This is a genomic window from Roseobacter sp. S87 (assembly GCF_055693285.1).
The window spans coordinates 2,034,483-2,053,470 of sequence record NZ_JBVFTR010000004.1; the positions used below are offsets into that span (position 1 = coordinate 2,034,483).

Here is an 18,988-nt window from a genome sequence, read left to right on the forward strand (position 1 = left end):
GTTTCTGCCACACCGATGTCAGGTTTCCCGCACGTGGTGGGCTACATACGTCACTGTGCTGCCCTGGCTTTCGATCCGCTCAGTCACTTCCCGGCGCGGCCAGCGATCCACGCAGACAAAGACGCGCCTCAAGCAATGATGTTTTGCCACTGGTTCCGTTCTGCACCATGCCGATCAGTGTACGGGCAGCGGTGCGTCCCATCTCCCGGTGCGGGACATGCACAGTGGTCAGGGGCGGCGACAGAATGCCCGCAAGTTCAATGTCATCGAACCCCGTGACCGAGACATCCTGCGGCACCCGGATGTCCATTTCAGCTGCGGCGCGGAGCGCGCCTGCAGCAAGAACGTCATTTCCGCACATCACCACCGTTGGCTTTTCTTCCGCCTGCATAAACTGCCGGAACGCAGCAGCGCCATTCGCGATGTCGTAGGGCGTTTCGGATATCTCAACACAGTCCCTGCCGAGACCCGCGTCTGAGACCGCGTCAAGGATCCCTTCGACCCGCCGGCGCGCCCGGTCATTGCCATCCGTAATCCCGGAAATTACGCCAATTCTGCGATGACCCAGCGCCAGGACCTCCTGCGCCAGGGCGCGCATGGCTGATCTGTTGTCAAAGCCAACAGACGGCAACGTACCGTCGGCCTCATAACTCCAGGCCGCCACCGCCGGCGTGCCCTGCTTTTCCAGATACTCCGCCACCGTCGCCGTCCGGTCGTGACCAATGAGCAGAAGACCATCTGCACCACGGGCAATAAGAGCGCGGATCTGTTCCTCTTCGATCTTCGGGTCGTATGCCGAGCTGGAAACAAGAAGTGTGTACCCGCTCGCACGCAGCTCCTCCTGAAAGGCCTGCAGCCCCCGGGCAAAGATCGCGTTCTCCATTGTCGGGATGACGGCACCGATGGTGTACGTACGCTTGGCGGCCATCGCCCGGGCCCCGAAATTCGGCGTATATCCAAGCTTGTGCACCACCTCGAGCACACGCTTACGGGTGTGTTCCACCACCTGCTCAGGAGAGTTCAGACAGCGCGAAACAGTGGCCGTCGAAACGCCTGCCGTTTTGGCCACATCGTAGAGCGTAGGGACCGACCGGTTTGACGTCACAGCCGGGCATCCGTGCGGATTATTGATCCATTCAGTCTCATAAATGCATTATGCAGGTATTCTTTTCAAAGTAAATCACTGGCAGACTGGCACATCTTTGCGCGGAGGCAAACAGACAGCCGCAGGCCTGACACAAAATGTAAGCCGTTGCATTAAGTTAATGTAACGGCTTACAGTGGTTTCCAGAACCGATTCTGTACCGGGGGTTTTCCATGTTTCTTGCCGCATCCGCCGTGGTTTTTGCGATCTTTGCTGTGAACGTCGCGCTCGGTGCATTCACCGGCAGCGCCTTCATGGGAGACGTCCAGGAAATGCTGGTTCTGTTTGCCGCGTCGATCCTTTTCGTCGTGGCTATTCTCAAAAAAGAGGCCGACCAAAAAAACAAAGATGGCGGCTGAATGTCCAACGGGAGGACGAAGATTGGATAACGAACGCAAAGAACTGGCCTCTGCGGAGCGCCGTAACTTTCTGAAACTCGCAACCACCGGCAGCTTCACCGCAGCTCTGGTCGCGGGTGCGGCGGGCACCCTGTGGTCGACAGAAGCCGCAGCACAGACGGCAAATGAAGAGCGTGAGCGGGAAAAAGCGGCCGAGCACATCATGACTGTTGCCACGGCCTACGTGCTGGGTGCCTCGCGCAGCTACCCCATCATGCAGCTCGATCTCAAAGAAAACATCCAGAACGCAACGAACGGCAAAATCTACGTCAAACTGGCGCCGGGCGGACAACTGGGCGCTGGCGGCTCGCTTGTTCAGAAAGTACAGGGTGGTACGATCCAGGCTGCGCAGCATTCGCTGTCTAACTTCGCGCCCTTTGCCTCGACCGTTGACCTGATCAACATGCCTTATCTGTGTGGCTCCAACCAGCGTTTCACAAACCTGGTGACATCGGATTACTGGAACGCTGAAGTGCACCCGAAGGTTGAGGCTGCCGGCTTCAAAGCGCTCTTCTACGTCAATATCGACCCACGCGTTGTCGCTGTGCGCAAGGGCGGCGCGGGCGCTGTGCTCAGCCCAGGCGATCTCTCGGGCGTCAAGTTCCGCGTGCCGGGCTCAAAGATGCTCCAGCAGTACTACCGTATGGTCGGCGCCAACCCGACGCCGGTTGCCTGGGGCGAGACACCGTCGGCAATCAAACAGGGCGTTGCAGATGCGCTTGATCCTTCCGTCGGCGCTCTCTTTGTCTTCGGCTTCAAGGACATCCTGAGCCACGTGACCTTCACGCAGGCCGTTCCGGACAGTCAGGTCTACTCGTGTAATCTCGAATGGTTCAACAGTCTGCCGGGCGACGTACAGGAAGGCGTGATGTGGGGCTCGGAAATGACCGCGCACCAGAACCTGTCAAAGGTACCGTCCGCCCGCGCCTACGCGATGTCGGAACTGGCGAAATCCGGGGTGGAATTCCACTCTCTGAGCGGCGACCAGCTGGCCGAATGGCAGGATGCAGGTGGTTACCAGCGTTCCGAATGGGATCCGTTTAAAACGGAACTCGCAGGCTCTATGGACGCCTTTGCCAAACTGGAAGAAGCGGCAGGCACGCAGGGCAAATACTACGTGCACGACGCGTAATTCACTCAGCGGGCACCTTCGGGTGCCCGTTTTCGGTCCACCGCCGATCTGACAGCCGGTCCTGTACCGGACGGGTGGACTCCATTCTTTGATACCGGACGCCCTATGGATCTTTTGCGCAGAATTGACCGCGACGCCGAACGCTGGCTGCTCCTTGTTTTTTACGTGATGCTCGTGATCACCATGGCCATTGAGGTGCTGCGGCGCGAGATATTCGCCTATTCCTCGATCTGGGGCGAAGAGATCGTCCGCTATTCGTTTATTTACCTCGCCTGGATCGGCGCCGCCGCCGCCGTCAAAGAACGTGCGCATATCCGTATCGATGTGCTGATGCACTATCTGCCGCCACGCGCCAAAGCCGTTCTGTATATCTTCGGTGACCTCGTAATGTTCGCCGTCGCGATCATCGCGCTCTACTGGTCGTTCGAGACAGTGCATGTCTCCGCCAAATTCGGGTCTGTTACAGATGGCCTCAGGGTCTCAAAGGTCTGGTTCCTGATGGCTGTACCGGCCGGTTTTGCCCTGATTGTCTGGCGACTGCTGCAATCCTTCCTGCGTGACATCCGTGCGCTCAGAGACGGCACCCCCGTCTTTGAAGGCGACAAACTGTTTGACTGAGGAGAACCTCAATGCTCTGGAATACCCTCAATCAGACCGTTGAACTCGGATGGGATTTTTACGTACCCGTAATCATGTTCGTGGTGCTGATCGCCCTGGCAGTTCCCGTCTGGGCCGCAATCGGATCAGCCGCAATTGTCATGCTGGTAATGTCCGGCGATCTGCCGCTCAGCCTCGTTGGCGAAAGCCTTTTTGCCGGCATTGATGCCTTTGCACTTACCGCCGTGCCACTGTTTATCCTTACCGGTGACGTGCTGGTCCGCACCGGTTTGTCGCGCAAGTTCCTCGACGTTGCCGAAGCCCTGACATGCTTTGCCAAAGGCGGTTTCGGCTCTGCAACAGTGCTGGTCTGTGGTATGTTCGCCGCAATCTCCGGGTCGGACGCCGCGGGCGCCGCTGCTGTTGGCCGGATGACCATCGACCGTCTTGTGGAAAGCGGGTATCCCCGGCCCTATGCCTGTGCACTGGTTGCTGCGGGGGCCTGTACCGGCATTCTGATCCCGCCTTCTATCGCCTACATCATCATCGGTCTGGTATTGGGGATATCCGCATCAACGCTGTTTCTTGCAGCGCTCATCCCCGGTCTGGCAATTCTCGTCTCGATCCTGGCCACCAACATCGTCATGAACCGGCTTTATGGCTGGGAAGGCGGCGGCAACATGTCGGCGGGCGAATGGTTCGGCAATCTGGGCCGGTCTCTGAAATCCGGGTGGTACGCCTTTATTGTGCCCGGCATCATCTTTTACGGCATCTTCTCAGGCCGCCTGACCCCTACCGAGGCCGGTGCCACCGCTGTGGTGGTCACAATCATCATGGGTTTCATTCTGGGCACGCTCCGGTTCTCGGATTTTCCTGCGATGCTGGTCAGCTCAGCCAAGGTCAACGGGGTCATTCTGCCGATCATCGCCTTTTCAGCGCCGCTCGCCGAAGCGCTTGCAATCATGGGCGTCCCGCAGGGGTTTGTTACATCTGTCACCTCACTGACCGATGATCCGGCCATGCTCATCCTTCTGATGATCTGCATCCTGATTGCCGCGGGCTGCGTGATGGAGACGACACCCAACATTGTGATCCTTGCCCCGATCCTGAAGCCGCTGGCCGACAATATCGGCATGAATGAAATTCAGTTCTGCATCATGATGATCACGGCACTGGGTGTCGGCTTTATTACACCACCGCTGGGCCTGAACCTCTTTGTGGTCTCCGGCATCACCGGGGAGTCGATCCTTAAAATCGCTTACCGCGCAGTACCGTTTGTTCTCTTTATGCTGCTGGTGACGCTGCTGATCGCATATGTTCCGGCACTGTCGACAACGCTGCTGCCCGAGATCTATCAGTAGAGGGTTCATTTGATGCGCATCAAAGACCCCCACTGGCGCACGGCTATGCTATACCGGTGTGACCGTGGCCATTTCCCGGCCCGGGACTGATATGCGCTGAACGCGCAGGACGGAGGAAAAATGTACAAAACGATCATCGTGCCTATGGCTCTGGACCACGGGGTTTCGCCGCAGTCGCTCGAAATTGCCCGCGCGCTTCTGGCCCCGGGCGGAGCGATTACCGCCCTGCACGTCTATGAAGCACCCGAAGGGTCGGTCAGCGCTTATGTAGACGAAGACACCATCAAGACCGCCTATCAGAAAGCCACGGACCGGCTGAACGAAAAGGTGCAGGACCTCGCAGATGTCACACCGGTCATCACCAAAGGGCACTCGGCGCGCACGATCATCGACTTTGCAAACTCCAGCAAGGCTGAGTGCATCGTCATGGGCTCGCACAAACCCGGTATCCGTGACTACTTTCTGGGTTCGACCGCGTCCCACGTCGTCCGGCACGCACAATGTGCTGTGCATGTTCACCGCGGCACCTGAAACCTGACATATCAAAGCCTGACGGCGCGCAGAGGGTCACCGAACCCGACGCGCCGCCTTCAGAACGCGGGGCAGGGAAAATGCCCCGGAAACACACCGTGAAGGTAGGCCCGGACCTGTTGACGCCCGCTGCGCCGGTCAAACTGGTCCGGCGCCATGAGGATGTTCAGCCACAGACCGTCATACAGGCCCTCCAGTGTCCGCGCGATCACGTCTGCAGGCACCCGGGGATAATCACCCTCAGCAATAATTTCCTCACAAAGACCGACTGAGACTGCCAGCCGCTCGTTGTCGATTTCATCCACCAGTGCACGGTATTCAGAACGCCGTCCGGCCGCCCCGAAGAACGCATACCACACCGCCAGCTTCCGGCGCTTGCAGATGCGCCTGTCAAAATGAGCATCTGCCACCGCCAGCAACCGGTCTGCCGCACTCAGTCCCGCACGTCTGTGGGCTCTGCGCCAGTGTTCGTCATGCTCCCGTGCGAGAAAGAGAAGCGTTTCGCGAAACAGCTTCTGCTTACTTTCAAAGTGAAAATTCACGAGGCCAACGGACAGCCCTGCGATATCTGTGATCGTTGACATGGTGGTATCACCAATACCGTGCCTGGCGATGGAACGGATCGTTGCATCGATCAGCTGTTCGCGCCTGGCTTCGCGCACCGTCGACTTGCGGAGCGGTCTGACAGACGCCTGCTTTTTACTCAACTGCGACACGACGAGAGGACGCTGTTCCGTTGTTTCCCTGATCCCACTCTGGCGTGCAGATGCCCGTATCACAAGTTTTTCCGCCCCCTTGGTCAAAGATTTTTCTGAATGAGCATTCAAAAAATTTGACAGACCCGGAAAGCACGCTATCGCTATATACTGTCAGGAAAATTCCGGAGAGCGTACATGTCCGAAAATCTGCCCGCGCAGGCGCAAACGGTGATCATCGGCGGCGGCTCTATCGGCATGAATACGGCCTATCATCTGACCAGGCTGGGACACCGGGATGTGGTGGTTCTGGAGCAGAACCAGCTGACCTCCGGCACGACCTGGCATGCAGCGGGGCTGATTGTGGCAGGCCTGCTGAAAACCGAAGCGGAGTGCGCAATCTACACCCACGGGCGGGATCTTTACGCCACGCTGGAAAAGGAAACGGGGCTGCCGACAGGGTTCCGGGATGTGGGGTATCTGCAGATCGCCAGCAATGATGAGCGTGTGCACGAGATGCGGCGGATCGCACCGTTTATGCGGCGGTTTGGGATCAACTGCCACGAGATCAGCCCAAAGGAAGCGCAGGAACTGTTCCCGATCGGCGATCTGTCGGACGTCAAAGGCGCCTTCTATATCCCCGAAGATGGCCGCGCCAACCCGGTGGACGTCATTATGTCTCTGGCCCGCGGCGCGAAAATGGGGGAGCACGCGTTTTTGAAGGCGTGCACGTCAGCGATCTGCTGACGGCTGATGGCACGGTCACAGGCGTCCGCACCCGTGACGGCCAGACGATTGCCGCGGAGAACGTGGTCATCTGCGGCGGAATGTGGTCGCGCCAGCCGGGTGCCCGGGCCGGCATAAATCTGCCGCTGCAGGCAGCGGAACACTATTATTTGATCACCGACAGTATTCCAGGCCTGCCCCGTGATCTGCCGGTGCTGGAAGATCCCTCAACCTACACCTACTACAGAGAAGAAGTGGGCGGTATGATGCTGGGCCTCTTCGAACCGGGTGCCGCAGCCTGGAAACTGGACGGCATCCCCGACGATTTCAGTTTCGGAGAGATCGAACCGGACTGGGACAGGGTCGGACCGGATCTTGAAAGGGCCTATTCACGTGTTCCGGATACGCTGAATTATGGGGTCAGAAAACTGTTCTGCGGACCGGAGAGCTTCACACCGGATCTGGCACCGCTGGTCGGACCAACACCGGAGCTGCGCAATTGCTGGGTCGCATGTGGCATGAACTCGCTGGGCATCCTGAACGGAGCAGGTACGGGAATGGTGCTGGCGCATTGGATTGTGGACGGCATTCCGCCGATTGACGTGACCGGGATCAATGTGAACAGGTTTTCCCGCTCGGAAGGCACCCGGGCCTTCCGGCGCGACCGGACGCCGGAACAGCTGGGCCGGCTGTTCGGACAGCACTGGCACAACGAAGCCCCCAAAACCGCGCGGGATGTAAAACGATCTGTGCTTTATGACCGTCTTAGGGATGCGGGCGCGTATTTCACCGAAAGCAGCGGCTGGGAGCAGCCGGACTGGTTTGCCCCCTCACCTGCCGAGGCGCATGTCGAAAAGCTCAGCTGGTTCCGTCAGAACTGGTTCGAGTGGCATGCCGCAGAACACAGGGCCGCCCGCGAAGATGTTATATTGATGGACATGTCCAGCATGGCCTGCTTCCTGGTACAGGGCCGTGATGCCTGCGCGCTGCTGAACCGCCTGAGCTGCAACGAGATTGATGTGGAAAACGGGCGTGTTGTCTACACCGCCTGGACCAATGAACGCGGCGGTTTTGAAGCAGATCTGACGGTGACCCGGCTGGAGCAGGACAAATTCATGGTGGTGGTCGGTGAAAATGCACACGGACATACCGAAATGCGCCTGCGCCGCCACATTGGCCGCGACGAGTTCGTCACCGTTACCGATGTCACCGCAGGCCGCTCACAGATCAATGTGCACGGCCCGAAAGCACGCGAGTTGCTGTCGCGCGTCACTGAGGCGGACCTGTCAAACGAAGCATTTCCCTTCATGTCTGCCCGCGAAATCGATGTGGGGTATGCGATCGTTCTGGCCTATCGAGTGACTTTTGTGGGCGAACTTGGCTGGGAGCTGCATGTGCCTGCCACACAGGCCGTTCAGACGTATGATCTGCTGATGAAAGCCGGGCAGGATCTGGGCGTGCGGAACGCCGGTATGCAGACGCTGAATTCGCTGCGGCTCGAAAAAGCCTACCGTGACTTCGGGATTGATCTCGACAATACCGACAACCCGATTGAGGCAGGTCTAGGGTTCGCTGTCAGGCTCGACAAACCCTCTGGGTTCATCGGGCGTGACGCCCTCGCAGAGATCAAAGCCGCTGGCACGCCGCGGACACGTATGCTTCAGTTTCTGCTGAAGGACCCCGCCCCCCTGCTCTACGGAAACGAGCTGATTTACCTCGATGGTAAAGAAGTCGGATACATACAGGTGGGCGGCTATGGCCATACGCTGGGCGGTGCTACGGGCATAGGCTTTGCGGAGCATGATGCACCGCTGACGCCTGACGTTGTTGAAGAAGGCGTCTGGGAAATCGGCATTGCCGGGGAAAAAGTCCCGGCAACAGCATCCCTCAAACCGCTCTACGACCCGACGCTGGCAAAGGTGAAAGCCTGATCAGATCACCCGGACCCTTCGGCAAGGTAGCGGCGCAGAGCCGCTTCCGTACCCTCTGTCCAGATAAGCCGGAGCCAGTGGGAAAAACGCGCTGCGAATTCCTGGTCATCCGCGAGCGCACCGTAGTACTGGCGCTGGTCCAGCCAGACCTGAGGTGCCTCGCGCGCGGCCAGGGCAGCCTCGTTCAGTTCGTCCCAGAACGGATCATTCGGTTCGATGGCGCTGCCGTCATCACGCGTGCCCGCGCACATCCGTGCCCACAGGGCCTCCACAAGGCTCAGCCCGGCAAGTGAGCCCCCTGCGGAGACAGCATCGCGCAGAACCGGCAGAACAAACCCCGGATGCCGGGACGATCCGTCAAAGGCCACTCGGCGCGTCGTATCCCGGATTTCAGGGTTGGCAAAACGCGTATCGATCAGCTCAGCGTAGGTTTGCGGGTCCATGTCCGGGACCCTCGACACATAGGGCGTGATTTCTTCACGCTGCACCTTGCGGAACATGCCCACGATCAGTGGATGCGCCATGCAGTCCGCAATCGTTTCGCATGACAGAAGCTCGCCAGCATTGGCAATAACCTGATGTCCACCGTTGAGAATCCGGATTTTCATCGCTTCGTAGTCATGCACGCGGTCCGAAAAAACGGCCCCAGCCCTGTCCCAGTCCGGTCGCCCGGCGCAGAAATCATCCTCGATCACCCACTGCCGGAAGTTTTCGTGTGTCACCGGCGCGGCGTCGGCGATCCCGATACCGGCTGCCAGTGCAATTTCGGACGAGCCAGTGGCCGGTACAATGCAGTCGACCATGGAATTCGGGAATGCAACATGATCGGAAATCCACAGCGCCAGTTCCGGATCAGACATACGTGCAAGCGACACCAGCGTCTGACGCAGGACGGCACCGTTACCCTGCAGATTGTCACAGCTCTGTGCCGTGAATGGACCTGTTCCGGCATCCCGCCGCACCCGCAAAGCAGCAATCATCGCGCCGAAAGCTGTGCGCGGGTGATCCGGGTGCGCCGCGTCGTGGCGCATATCCTCGTGCCCGGCGTCGAAGCCACCCGTTGCCGGGTCGGTATAATACCCCCCTTCGGTCACAGTCAGTGCGACGATCCGGATACCAGGATCGGACATCGCAGCGATCAGGGGACCGTGGCCTTCCTCGACTGGCAGGTAATCGATCATCGAGCCGCTCACTTCTGCCGAAGTGCCGGCAGGATCCAGCTCGATCAGCGTGGTCAGGCAATCCTGCGCCAGGAGTTTTTCGCGCATCATTCCGTCATAAGGCCGGACCCCTGCCCCCAGGATCGCCCAGTCTGATGCCAGCCCTGCCTGCATCAGCCGGTGCAGATACCAGGCCTGATGCGCGCGGTGAAAGTTGCCCAGGCCAATGTGAACAATGCCCGGTGTCAGCTTGCTCCTGTCGTATTGTGGCCGCAGGATATCTGCAGGCAACTGACCCAGGGTCGCATTGCTCAGTTTCACAGAAGTTGCGGTTTTTTCTGCCGGGTCCGCCATCAGCTCATCCATTGTCCGCCATCTACGTTGTAACATTGTGCCACGATGTATTCCGCTTCATCGCTCGCCAGGAAAACAGCCATACCGGTCAGATCCTCGGGCTGCCCCATCCGCCCGAAAGGAACACCCGCCGCTACTTCTTTCTTTTTCTGCCCGGGTTTCTTGTTTTCATATTTCGCAAAAAATGCGTCCACACCATCCCAGTGCTCACCATCGACCACGCCTGGCGCTATTGCGTTCACATTGATGCCATGTCCGATCAGGTTCAGCCCTGCCGACTGCGTCAGGCTGATGACCGCTGCCTTTGTCGCGCAATAAACCGCGACCAGCGGTTCGCCACGACGCCCTGCCTGGCTGGCCATATTGATGATTTTGCCCTTCACCCCCTGGTCAATCATGTGTTTCGCAACCGCCTGAAGGGTGAAAAGGCTGCCTGCTACGTTAATGTCGAAGACCCGCTGATAGTCTTCGCGGGTGATCTCCGTCACCGGTGCGGCGGTAAAGAGCGCCGCGTTGTTAATCAGAATATCAATCTGACCAAGCGCCTGTACTGTTGTCGCGACGGCGGCATCAATACTGCGCTGGTCGGTGACATCCATTTCAACGGCGACTGCCGACGGGCCGATTTCTGCAGCAGCCTGCTCCGCGCGTTCGATATTGATGTCAGCGATGGCCACGCGGGCGCCCTCGCGGACGTAGGCTTCAGCAAAGCTGCGCCCGATGCCGCGGGCGGCACCAGTGATCAGCGCAGACTTTCCCTCCAGCCGCATCATTCCAGCCGCAGCCCGTCAGCGCCAAAGCGATGCAGGACGTCTTCGCGGGGGGTGAGATAAACAGTGTCCCCGTGGCGGAAGCTGACTTCCCCGTCCGCCCGGACGGTCAGTGTCTCCGCAAGCCCGGTGTCGTGCACATGAAGGAAAGTATCTGAGCCCAGATGTTCGGACACACCCACCCGTCCTTTCCAGGCCCCGTCTTCCGCCGAAATGCCAATATGCTCCGGGCGGATACCGATGGTGTGCGCATCATATTTCGCGGCTTCCGGTCCTTCGATAAAGTTCATTTTCGGGGAACCGATAAAGCCGGCCACAAACAGGTTACGGGGCGACCGGTAGAGCTCCAGCGGGCTGCCCACCTGTTCAATGTGCCCCGCACGCAGCACCACGATCTTGTCAGCCATGGTCATGGCTTCGACCTGGTCGTGCGTCACGTAGATCATCGTCGTTTTCAGGCGCTCGTGCAGTTCGCTGATCTCAAGCCGCATGCCCACACGCAGCGCCGCATCGAGGTTTGACAGCGGTTCATCGAACAGGAATGCCGCAGGTTCACGCACAATGGCACGGCCAATAGCGACCCGCTGCCGCTGACCACCGGAAAGCTGTCCCGGACGCCGGTCGATGTAGTCCGCAAGATTCAGAACAGAGGCTGCGTTGTCCACGCGGCGGTCAATCTCCGCCTGATCCATTTTCGCCATGCGCAGCGGGAAAGCGATATTCTTGCGCACCGACATATGCGGGTAAAGCGCATAAGACTGAAAGACCATGGCAAGACCGCGTTTTGCGGGCGGTACATGCGTTGCGTCCGAACCGTCGATATCGATGTGGCCCGTGGTGACATCCTCTAGGCCCGCAATCAGACGGAGCAGCGTGGATTTCCCGCAGCCCGACGGACCGACGAAAACAGTGAACTCGCCGTCCTCGATGGTCAGATCCAGAGGTGGAATGACCTGTGTGTCGCCAAAGCTCTTTGTGACTTGATTGAGTGTAATGCGTCCCATGATTTTTCCTTACTTCACAGCGCCAAAGGTCAGGCCGCGTACAAGTTGTTTCTGGCTGAACCAGCCAAGGATAAGAATTGGTGCAATTGCCATCGTGGAGGCCGCCGAAAGCTTGGCGTAAAACAGACCCTCAGGGCTGGAGTAGCTTGCGATAAAGGCCGTCAGCGGTGCAGCTTTCGCAGCCGTAAGGTTCAGCGTCCAGAAGGCTTCGTTCCAGGCCAGGATGAAATTCAGCAGAAGTGTTGATGCGATGCCCGGAATGGCCATTGGCGTCAGCACATAGAGAATTTCGTCCCGCAGTGAAGCACCGTCCATACGGGCCGCCTCAAGGATCTCACCGGGGATTTCCCGGAAATAGGTGTATAGCATCCAGACAATGATCGGCAGGTTGATCAGCATCAGCACCACCGTCAGACCCAGGCGGGTATCCAGCAAACCGAATTTGATGAACAGCAGATAGATCGGGTAGAGAACACCAACCGCCGGCAGCATTTTGGTAGACAGCATCCACAGCAGAATGTCTTTGGTCCGCTTTGATGGAACGAAAGCCATCGACCAGGCTGCGGGAACCGCGACAATCAGACCAAGAATGGTGGAGCCACCGGCAATGAACACCGAGTTCCAGAGAAAGCGCATGTAGTCTGAGCGCTCCTGAACCACCGCATAGTTTTCGAGTGTCCAGTCAAAGAACAGAAAGATGGGCGGGTCATTGATTGCCTGAGCTTCGGTTTTGAAGCTGGTCAGAATGGTCCAGAGGATCGGGAAAAAGATCAGCAGACCGATCGCCCAGGCCACAGCCGTGTTCAGGGCTTTGCGATTTGTTGTTACAGAACGTGCCATATCCGTTCCCCCTATGCGTCCAGGTTCTTGCCGACGATGCGCATCAGGAAGATGGCAACGATGTTGGCAAGGATGATTGCGTAGACACCTCCGGCAGACCCCAGGCCAACGTTCTGGCTCTCCAGCACCCGCTGGAAGATCAGATAGGTCAGGGTCTTGGTGCCGAATGCGCCACCGGTGGTGACAAAGATCTCTGCAAAGATCGACAGCAGGAAAATCGTCTGGATCAGGATCACAATTGTGATTGCGCGCGAAAGATGCGGCAGCGTGATGAACCAGAAACGTTTGTAATTCGGTGCGCCGTCCATTTCTGCGGCCTCAAGCTGCTCGCGGTCGAGCGATTGTACGGCCGTCAGCAGGATCAGCGTGGCAAAGGGCAGCCACTGCCAGCTCACGATCATAATGATCGACTGCAGCGAAGCCTGGCTGAGCCATTCGACCGGTGTCGCGCCAAAGAATTTCCACAGATGCGCGAAAAGGCCGTTCACCGGGTCCATGAAGATGTTCTTCCAGACCAGTGCCGAAACGGTCGGCATCACAAAAAACGGTGCGATCACCAGAATGCGGACAATGCCCTGGCCCCACATTGGCTGATCCAGCAGGAGGGCCAGCGCGACACCCAGAACGATGGTGATCAGCAACACACCGCCCACGATAACAAGGGTCGTCTGTACGCTCGGCCAGAATGAGCTGGAGCTGATGAACCGGACATAGTTGTCAAAACCAACCCAGCCCAGGTCGCCACCGCGCAGTGGCAGGTATTTCTTGAATGAAAACAGCAGCGTCATCGTCAGCGGTACAAGCATCCAGCCAAGCAGCAGGATCACGGCAGGTGCCAGCATAATACGGGCGGCAGTGCGTGAGTGTTGGGTCGCCATCGGATACACCTCCTCTGTTGGCAGCATGCGGCTGCCCTGTAACGGAATGGTCGTATGATCGGGAAAAAGGGGCCGGAGGGCAAACGTGCCGCCCTCCGGTAGTGTCAGACTGCGGCTTAGCGGTAGCCGGCAGCTTCCATTGCGTCGTTGGTCAGAGCCTGCGCCTTGGCAAGGGCTTCCTCGACCGACTGCTGACCTGCATAGGCCGCAGAGAACTCCTGGCTGACTTCTGTCGCGATACCCGCAAACTCAGGGATCGCTACGAACTGGATGCCAACATAAGGTACCGGGTCAACCGTGGGGTTGGTCGGGTCAGCTGCCAGGATCGATTCCAGTGTCTTCTTCGCGAAGGGGATGTCCTTGTAGTTCGGGTTTTCGTACAGCGATGTACGTGCGCCCGGAGGAACGTTCGCCCAGCCTTCGTTCTCAGCTACGAGCTCAATATAGCCCGTGGATGTGGCCCATTCGATGAATTCCTTGGCCGCAGCTTCTTTCTGCGTACCGGCAGGAATTGCCAGCGCCCATGCCCAGAGCCAGTTGGATTTTCTGGCGACACCTTCGCTGTTCGGCGCCAGCGCAAAGCTGACCTTGTCCGCCACAGTTGAGTCGTTGGGGTTTGTCACGAAAGACGCAGCAACTGTCGCGTCGATCCACATGCCGCATTTACCCTGCTGGAACAGCGACAGGTTTTCGTTGAACCCGTTTGTCGCATACCCCGGAGGTCCGGATTCTTCCATCATGCCAACGTAGAAGTTCAGAGCGTTCGCCCATTCCGGCTGATCGAACTGAGCGTTCCAGTCTTCGTCGAACCAGCGCGCACCGAACGAGTTTGCTGTCACGGTGATGAACGCGCCGCCCTCGCCCCAGCCGGCTTTGCCGCGCAGGCAGATGCCGTTGATCTCGTTGTCACGGTCGGTCATGGCCGCCGCTGCTTCGCGGATAAACTGCCATGTCGGAGCTTCAGGCATCTCGAGGCCGGCTTTTTCCATCAGATCTGTGCGGTACATGATCATTGAGCTTTCGCCATAAAACGGCGCCGCATAAAGCGTGCCTTCGTGGCTCAGGCCTGCGCGCATCGCCGGCAGAAGATCGTCGACGTCATATTCAGCAGACAGATCATCGAGCGGCACGAGCCAGCCGTTTGCGCCCCAGATCGGCGTCTCATACATGCCGATTGTCATAATGTCGAAAGCACCACCCTTGGTGGAGATGTCGGTTGTGACACGCTGACGAAGAACGTTCTCTTCGAGGGTAACCCATTCAACCTCATGGCCTGTTTTGGCTGTGAAGTCGTCGGTCAGGCCCTGCATACGGATCATGTCACCGTTGTTGACCGTCGCGATTGTCAGTGTTTCTGCCTGTGCGGCGCCAGCTGCTATGAGCGCAATGGCACTTGCCGCACGAAGTGCGTGAGAAAAGTACATCCGATCCTCCCTGTTTTGGATGCTGTGGCGTCACACTAATTCGTGAACAAGCCTTGCGTCAAATTAAAAGTTTACGCGAGTAAATTTATTTTGAAATTACTATATTTAACAATATGTTACGCAGATGTTCTTTTGACGAGACGACCCTCAAAAAGCAATTCCCGCCGTGGTGGAACCTCAGAATCGCCTGAGTTCAGGAGCGTCAGCAGGCTTTCAACCGCAGAGCTGGAGATCGCGGAGTAATTCTGTGCTACCGTCGTCAGCGGCGGGCATGTGAACCGCGCAAACGGGTGATCATCCATCCCGGCAACCCGTAACGCATTCTGCGGACCGCCACCGACCCGGTAGCCTTTTTCAAAACACGCGGCCAGAAATCCAATCGCAAGACGGTCATTGCTGCACAGGATCGTATTTGTTTCAAACCGGCGTTTTTCCAGGGCTGCCAGTCCCTGTCTGTATCCGATTTCCTCAAAGGCCCATCCTTCGCCTTCGACACTGATGACATGCGGCTGGTACCCGAGATGCTCCATCGTCTGAAGATAGCTTTGCCGACGTTTGTTTGCGTTCGGGTTGGCCGGTGTCTGCATCTCAAAGAAGCAGGGCGGCTCGCCGGACCGGCACAGGTACTCCACAATATCTCGCGCGTATTGCAGGTTGTCCGCGCCAACGAACCCATGACCTAACCCACTGATATTACTGTCAAAAAGTACGGTCGGCACTTCTTCGCAGAACGCAGCAAGGGCAGATTTGTCAGACTGCCGGCCAAGCGGCGCGATCAATACACCGGCCGGCCGGAAGGAACGCAGGTTGTCGAGGTTCTCAACCTCCTGCTCGGGCCGGCCCTGCGAGTTCAGAAGTATTGGCCGGTACCCCGTTGCGATGATCAGGTTTTCAATGTTCCGTGCGATTTCTGCAAAGAATGGGTCGACCAGAAAGGGTACAACCAGTCCGATGCTCTTTGTCAGTTTTCTGTTCTGGTTGATTGCGTAGATGTTGGGCCGGTAGTTGTGTTGCTCCAGCGCCTGCTCGATACGGACGCGCGTCGATTTGCGCACACTTCCGGGATCATTGAAGTACTTGGATACAGTTGGCCGCGAAATGCCACTGATGGCAGCGAACTCCTCCATGGTCCGTATTTTTGGCTCATTCATAAAGGGTCTGCTCCTCCGCGGCACCTGATCCGTTATCCGCGGTTCAGGCTCTTCACGTCAATATCGTAGCCCTAAAACTTTACACGCGGGAAGAATTTTATCGCTGCGTGTGCCCAACCATGTCACAAAGAATGCCCCTGTCCTGCGACAACGCTGCCATATTGCTCAGCGCGGAACATGAACATATAGTGAACAAATGGCACGGCAGACACTTTCACAAAAACTGGCCATCCTGTCGGATGCAGCTAAGTATGACGCCTCCTGCGCGTCCTCCGGCTCGACCAAACGCGATTCACGCGCGGGCAAAAGTCTGGGCTCGAACGAAGGCAGCGGGATCTGTCATGCCTATGCGCCGGACGGTCGTTGTATCAGCCTGCTGAAGATTCTGATGACCAATTTCTGCATCTATGACTGCAGTTACTGCATTAACCGGTCATCCTCAAACGTTGAACGCGCACGTTTTTCTGTCGACGAAGTCGTGAACCTGACCATCGAGTTCTATCGCCGCAACTATATTGAGGGACTTTTCCTGTCGTCCGGCATCATTCGCTCCCCGGACGCGACTATGACCGACATGGTCCGCATCGCCCGCAAGCTGAGACACGAAGAGAACTTCCGTGGGTACATCCATCTGAAAACGATCCCGGATGCAGCTCCCGAACTGATAGAAGAAGCAGGCCTGCTCGCAGACAGGCTTTCCATTAATGTGGAACTGCCCTCGGATTCTTCCGTACGCCAGTACGCCCCGGAAAAAAGCCCCGAGCAGATCCGGCGGGCTATGGCGGATGTCAGGCTGCGCAAAGAGATCGCCAGCGACCGGTCGCACACGGGCAGGCGTCCTGCCCGGTTTGCACCCGCGGGACAGTCGACCCAGATGATCATCGGAGCCGATGATGCAACAGACACAACCGTGTTGAGGCAATCCACACGTCTGTATTCAGGATACCGCCTCAAACGCGTTTATTATTCAGCTTTCTCGCCGATCCCGGATGCTTCTGCACGCCTGCCTCTGATCAGCCCACCGTTGCAGCGTGAACACAGGCTGTATCAGGCGGACTGGCTTCTGAGATTTTACGGCTTTGATCTGCAGGACATCACGGGCCACCGGCCGGATGGAAACCTTGATCTCGATATTGATCCGAAACTTGCCTGGGCGCTTGCGCACCGCGCCTTGTTTCCCGTGGACGTCAACCGGGCCTCAAGGGAACTTCTGCTGCGCGTACCGGGGTTCGGGACAAAGACCGTCGCACGTATTCTTTCCACGCGCAGACACCGAAACATCCGGTATGACGACCTTTTGCGCATGGGCGCACAGATGAAGAAAGCGCGGGCCTTTGTCGAAGCAACGGCCTGGACGCCCGGCCAACTGACAGACAGTGCGGATCTGCGCGCCCGTTTCGCACCGCCCCCGGAACAGCTGAGCCTGTTCTGATGATCCGTGCCGTCATGCCCTGTATCGGAACGGCTCTGGCCTGGCGCGAGACGGCCCGGGGGTTCCTTGCATCGGCGACGCCGCCCGAGGCCATAAGCTGGGATGACACGACCGTTCAGGGGAGGCTGTTCGACGAGCACCAGACGCGGCCGCCGGACCGGACCATAACCGTACCGCGCGCGTTTCTGTCGATGGCAAACACGGTGGTATGGCACAGCGATCCTGCCCGTTTTGCACGGCTTTATGCTTTTTTGTGGCGGCTGCGGGACGCGCCCCATCTGATGACCGACAGAGGCGACCGCGACCTCGCGGTGCTCAGGGCGATGGAAAAGAACGTGCATCGCTGCCAGCACAAGATGAAGGCTTTTGTCCGGTTCCGCGAAACCGGTGACCGCGATGACGCGCGGCGGTCTTTTGCGGCGTGGTTCGAGCCCACCCATCACACCGTGGAACCAACCGCTCAGTTCTTTGTCAGACGGTTTGCAGATATGAACTGGCAGATCCTGACGCCGGGCATATCCGCCTTCTTCGACGACGGCCAGCTGCGCTTTGAGCAGGACGTGCCACGACCAGATCTGCCTGCAGACGCCGGCGAAGAGCTCTGGATCACATACTTCAGGAACATCTTTAACCCTGCCCGCCTCAAGGTGCAGGCCATGCAGTCGGAAATGCCCAAAAAGTACTGGAAGAACATGCCGGAGGCCGCTGCAATCCCAGACCTGATTGCACAGGCACCGGAAAGGGCCCGCGAAATGACGAGGGCCGCCCCAACGCTGCCCCCGGCCAGACTGGCAGCCATCAGGGCACAGCAGGCCACCAACGTGTCTGCGTGGGACGGCTCACATGAAGAGTTACCTGCCGCCATCAGAGCCTGCACCCGTTGCGCTTTGCATCGGTCGGCCACCCAGGCTGTCCCCGGCACCGGGCCAAAAGATGCGGCACTTGTCATCGTCGCCGAACAGCCCGGAGATCAGGAGGACCTGACCGGGCGGCCCCTTGTTGGCCCGGCCGGACAGCTTTTTGACAAGGTGGCCGCCGAAGCCGGCCTCGCCCGTACCGATGCCTTTGTCACCAACGCGGTCAAACATTTTAAATTTGTGCCGCGCGGGCGACAGCGCATCCACCAGCGCCCGAACGCTTCAGAAACAGAGCACTGCCGGTGGTGGCTTATGGCAGAAGTGGCGCAGGTCCAGCCCAGGCTGATTCTGGCTCTTGGTGCGACGGCGGCGCTATCGCTGACGGGCGATGGCGCGGACATCCTGACCCGGCGCGGCAGAACGGAAACCGGCCCGCGGGGCCTGCCGGTGCTGATCACCGTGCATCCATCCTGGATTCTGCGTCTGCGGGATGCCGACCGGCGGTCGGAAGCGCTGAATTTCTTTCGGAAGGATCTGGAACTGGCTGTGCGCCTCTCGCAGATGTCCGGATGCGATTCTACGAGCACTGCAGACTGACAGGTG

Annotated in this window: 18 protein-coding genes; 9 read left to right on the forward strand and 9 right to left on the reverse strand. The window is 58.4% G+C overall.

Going from position 1 to position 18,988, the window contains the following annotated elements; translation table 11 throughout:
• Positions 1 to 79 precede the first annotated feature (79 nt).
• Positions 80 to 1,105, reverse strand: a complete 1,026-nt coding sequence (locus tag ACZ1HA_RS11010) for a LacI family DNA-binding transcriptional regulator (protein WP_472713895.1) — start codon at positions 1,103 to 1,105, stop codon at positions 80 to 82.
• 212 nt (positions 1,106 to 1,317) lie between these two features.
• Here ACZ1HA_RS11010 and ACZ1HA_RS11015 point away from each other — a divergent pair, with 212 nt between their 5' ends.
• The 5 genes from ACZ1HA_RS11015 to ACZ1HA_RS11035 all read left to right on the forward strand — a co-directional run bounded on the left by ACZ1HA_RS11015 (position 1,318) and on the right by ACZ1HA_RS11035 (position 5,163).
• Positions 1,318 to 1,503, forward strand: coding sequence for a hypothetical protein (locus tag ACZ1HA_RS11015; RefSeq protein WP_375230496.1), 186 nt, complete (start codon positions 1,318 to 1,320; stop codon positions 1,501 to 1,503).
• Positions 1,493 to 2,674 (forward strand): TRAP transporter substrate-binding protein, encoded by a 1,182-nt coding sequence (locus ACZ1HA_RS11020; protein WP_472713896.1) that lies wholly within the window; start codon positions 1,493 to 1,495, stop codon positions 2,672 to 2,674. The genes ACZ1HA_RS11015 and ACZ1HA_RS11020 overlap by 11 nt, the downstream gene beginning before the upstream one ends.
• A gap of 105 nt (positions 2,675 to 2,779) precedes the next feature.
• Positions 2,780 to 3,292 (forward strand): TRAP transporter small permease, encoded by a 513-nt coding sequence (locus tag ACZ1HA_RS11025; RefSeq protein ID WP_375230494.1) that lies wholly within the window; start codon positions 2,780 to 2,782, stop codon positions 3,290 to 3,292.
• 11 nt (positions 3,293 to 3,303) lie between these two features.
• Entirely contained in the window at positions 3,304 to 4,632 is a 1,329-nt protein-coding gene (locus ACZ1HA_RS11030; protein ID WP_436399018.1) for a TRAP transporter large permease, read from the forward strand.
• A gap of 120 nt (positions 4,633 to 4,752) precedes the next feature.
• Positions 4,753 to 5,163, forward strand: a complete 411-nt coding sequence (locus ACZ1HA_RS11035; protein WP_375230492.1) for a universal stress protein — start codon at positions 4,753 to 4,755, stop codon at positions 5,161 to 5,163.
• A 59-nt stretch (positions 5,164 to 5,222) separates the two neighbouring features.
• On the opposite strand, the gene ACZ1HA_RS11040 is transcribed toward ACZ1HA_RS11035, so the two are convergent.
• The gene (locus ACZ1HA_RS11040; protein ID WP_472713897.1) at positions 5,223 to 5,825 is read right to left on the reverse strand and encodes a TetR family transcriptional regulator C-terminal domain-containing protein; all 603 of its coding nucleotides are present in this window, start codon (positions 5,823 to 5,825) and stop codon (positions 5,223 to 5,225) included.
• A 231-nt stretch (positions 5,826 to 6,056) separates the two neighbouring features.
• On the opposite strand from ACZ1HA_RS11040, the gene ACZ1HA_RS11045 reads away from it, so the two are divergent.
• Positions 6,057 to 6,605 carry an NAD(P)/FAD-dependent oxidoreductase gene (locus tag ACZ1HA_RS11045; protein WP_472713898.1) on the forward strand — a complete coding sequence of 183 codons (549 nt, stop codon included), beginning with the start codon at positions 6,057 to 6,059 and terminating at the stop codon, positions 6,603 to 6,605.
• Entirely contained in the window at positions 6,584 to 8,515 is a 1,932-nt protein-coding gene (locus tag ACZ1HA_RS11050) for a GcvT family protein (protein ID WP_472713899.1), read from the forward strand. Before ACZ1HA_RS11045 ends, ACZ1HA_RS11050 begins: the two co-directional genes overlap by 22 nt.
• Before the next feature lie 5 nt (positions 8,516 to 8,520).
• Here ACZ1HA_RS11050 and ACZ1HA_RS11055 read toward each other — a convergent pair whose 3' ends face one another.
• The 7 genes from ACZ1HA_RS11055 to ACZ1HA_RS11085 form a co-directional block, all read right to left on the reverse strand.
• On the reverse strand, positions 8,521 to 10,029 hold the full coding sequence (locus tag ACZ1HA_RS11055) for a mannitol dehydrogenase family protein (RefSeq protein WP_472713900.1): 1,509 nt from the start codon (positions 10,027 to 10,029) through the stop codon (positions 8,521 to 8,523).
• On the reverse strand, positions 10,029 to 10,802 hold the full coding sequence (locus ACZ1HA_RS11060) for an L-iditol 2-dehydrogenase (protein WP_472713901.1): 774 nt from the start codon (positions 10,800 to 10,802) through the stop codon (positions 10,029 to 10,031). The genes ACZ1HA_RS11055 and ACZ1HA_RS11060 overlap by 1 nt, the downstream gene beginning before the upstream one ends.
• On the reverse strand, positions 10,799 to 11,803 hold the full coding sequence (locus ACZ1HA_RS11065; RefSeq protein ID WP_472713902.1) for an ABC transporter ATP-binding protein: 1,005 nt from the start codon (positions 11,801 to 11,803) through the stop codon (positions 10,799 to 10,801). Before ACZ1HA_RS11065 ends, ACZ1HA_RS11060 begins: the two co-directional genes overlap by 4 nt.
• 9 nt (positions 11,804 to 11,812) lie before the next feature.
• Positions 11,813 to 12,643: a carbohydrate ABC transporter permease gene (locus tag ACZ1HA_RS11070; protein WP_375230486.1), complete on the reverse strand. Its 831-nt coding sequence runs from the start codon at positions 12,641 to 12,643 to the stop codon at positions 11,813 to 11,815.
• Positions 12,644 to 12,654: 11 nt separating this feature from the next.
• Entirely contained in the window at positions 12,655 to 13,521 is an 867-nt protein-coding gene (locus ACZ1HA_RS11075) for a carbohydrate ABC transporter permease (protein WP_375230485.1), read from the reverse strand.
• A gap of 116 nt (positions 13,522 to 13,637) precedes the next feature.
• Entirely contained in the window at positions 13,638 to 14,945 is a 1,308-nt protein-coding gene (locus ACZ1HA_RS11080) for an ABC transporter substrate-binding protein (protein ID WP_375230484.1), read from the reverse strand.
• A 116-nt stretch (positions 14,946 to 15,061) separates the two neighbouring features.
• Positions 15,062 to 16,096 carry a LacI family DNA-binding transcriptional regulator gene (locus tag ACZ1HA_RS11085; RefSeq protein ID WP_472713903.1) on the reverse strand — a complete coding sequence of 345 codons (1,035 nt, stop codon included), beginning with the start codon at positions 16,094 to 16,096 and terminating at the stop codon, positions 15,062 to 15,064.
• Between the two features lie 196 nt (positions 16,097 to 16,292).
• Here ACZ1HA_RS11085 and ACZ1HA_RS11090 point away from each other — a divergent pair, with 196 nt between their 5' ends.
• Positions 16,293 to 17,528: a putative DNA modification/repair radical SAM protein gene (locus ACZ1HA_RS11090; RefSeq protein ID WP_472713904.1), complete on the forward strand. Its 1,236-nt coding sequence runs from the start codon at positions 16,293 to 16,295 to the stop codon at positions 17,526 to 17,528.
• On the forward strand, positions 17,528 to 18,982 hold the full coding sequence (locus tag ACZ1HA_RS11095; protein ID WP_472713905.1) for a UdgX family uracil-DNA binding protein: 1,455 nt from the start codon (positions 17,528 to 17,530) through the stop codon (positions 18,980 to 18,982). Before ACZ1HA_RS11090 ends, ACZ1HA_RS11095 begins: the two co-directional genes overlap by 1 nt.
• Positions 18,983 to 18,988 lie beyond the last annotated feature (6 nt).